The organism is Asticcacaulis sp., from assembly GCF_035497195.1.
Lineage (GTDB): Bacteria > Pseudomonadota > Alphaproteobacteria > Caulobacterales > Caulobacteraceae > Asticcacaulis.
Genome location: NZ_DATJDZ010000013.1, coordinates 1 through 1,814, shown reverse-complemented (window position 1 = coordinate 1,814; position 1,814 = coordinate 1). Strand labels below are relative to the sequence as shown.

The 1,814-nt window shown below is 58.4% G+C and carries 3 protein-coding genes; all 3 read left to right on the top strand.

All coding sequences use genetic code 11. The features are described 5' to 3' along the window. Positions 1-268: cytochrome c (locus VL130_RS04060; protein WP_325361453.1), on the top strand; the 268-nt coding region annotated here is incomplete at its 5' end. A 62-nt stretch (positions 269-330) separates the two neighbouring features. After that, the gene (locus tag VL130_RS04055) at positions 331-633 is read left to right on the top strand and encodes a hypothetical protein (RefSeq protein ID WP_325361452.1); all 303 of its coding nucleotides are present in this window, start codon (positions 331-333) and stop codon (positions 631-633) included. A 111-nt stretch (positions 634-744) separates the two neighbouring features. Then, positions 745-1,809 carry a DMT family transporter gene (locus VL130_RS04050; protein ID WP_325361451.1) on the top strand — a complete coding sequence of 355 codons (1,065 nt, stop codon included), beginning with the start codon at positions 745-747 and terminating at the stop codon, positions 1,807-1,809. Positions 1,810-1,814 lie beyond the last annotated feature (5 nt).

The following is a 1,814-nucleotide window of genomic DNA, read 5'->3' as shown; positions in this document are numbered from 1 at the left end:
GGCGCCCGAACTGAGCCGCGGTACCGATTTGACCCCGGCAGAACAGTTCTGGGTTATAAAGCACGGCATCAAGCTGACCGCGATGCCGGCCTGGGGGCTAACCCACAACGATACGCTGATCTGGGATATGGTCGCCTTTCTGCACAAGCTGCCCACACTTTCCCCGGCTCAATACGCGGCGGCCGCGAAGAGCGCGCCGGAAGATCATGACGAGATGATGAAGGAAATGCACATGCACGGTGAAGAGTCCGGACATCACAAAGATTAGAGATCCCGGAGCAAATGGTTGCCAATCAGAAGGGGCAATTCCGCCCCATAAAGGAGAAAGCCATGAAAACCTTTGCGGCACTGGTAACTGTATCGGCCTTAATGATCGGCGGAACGCCGGTTTTTGCGGCCGATCAAGGCATGAACGGCATGTCGGACATGCACAGCATGCAAGACATGAGCATGCACAAGACGATGGGCATGCACAAAATGCCGGCAACCGTCAGCGCAATCGACGCCACAAGCGGTATTGTGGATGTCGACGCCGAAGGGATGAAGCTCAAGGTTCATTTCCCACCATCATCTCTGACAAGCGTCAAGGCCGGTGACAAGATCACCCTGCATCTGGGCTTCACTAAACCCTGACGTTAAGCCAGCCTCTCGTCTAACTGGCGACGCTTTGGGTGGGAGGCGCCGCCAGGGGCGTTCAGGCTGGCCACGCCGTGATAGTGTGGGCGGCGCGCAATGAGCAATTCCATGCTTGACCGTTCCCATATTGCATGGCGAGGCGCCCCTTTAGCGCTCGCGTCTGCACTTCTGTTTGGCGCGAGCGTCCCGCTTGCCAAGCCGCTACTGAACGAACTAGGCCCATGGTTGCTGGCTGGCCTTCTTTATTTAGGATCCGGACTGGGGCTGGCGGCGCTCGAACTTTTCCGTCGGCTCTTTCGCGGACGATCTCCCGAAGCGCCATTGCGGCGGGCAGATTTGAAATGGCTGGCTCTGGCGACCGTCTCCGGCGGCTTGGTGGGGCCAGTCCTGCTCATGACCGGCCTTGCCGTCACAAAAGCCTCGACAGCCGCTCTCCTGCTGAATCTCGAAGGTCTCGCAACCATGGCGATTGCCTGGATCGTGTTTCGCGAGAATGTCGACAGACGTCTGTTGATCGGTGCATTCGCCATTCTTGCCGGAGCGATCTTGCTGTCATGGCAGGCAGGCGCTGCCGGGTTCGGATTTGGCGCTCTGGCGATTGCCGGAGCGTGCGTTGCGTGGGGCATCGACAACAATTTGACCCGTAAGATCAGCGGTTCGAGCCCTGTCCAGATTGCGATGGTCAAGGGGTTGGTTGCTGGCACTGTGAATGTCGCCATTTCGTTCTGGATAGGCGCAAAGCCTGTGAGCTGGGCAATACTTGGTGCCGCCGGATCGATCGGGTTCCTAGGCTATGGCGTCAGCCTCGTCCTGTTTGTGCTTGGTCTTCGCCATCTGGGGACAGCCCGCACAAGCGCCTATTTCTCGACCGCGCCGTTTATGGGAGCGGCGATCGCAATCGCGATGTTCCACGAGCCCCTCACGGTGCGGCTTCTGATTGCGGCACTGCTAATGGGCGTTGGAGTCTATTTCCATCTGACCGAAGTCCACCAGCACGAGCACACGCACGATGCCTTGGAACATGAACACCGACATGTCCACGACGAACACCACCAGCATTCACACGCCGCCGACGATCCCAAGGGCGAGCCACATACGCATTGGCACCAACACTCACCCTTGACCCATGCACATCCACACTATCCGGATTTGCACCACAGGCATCGGCATTGAAACGG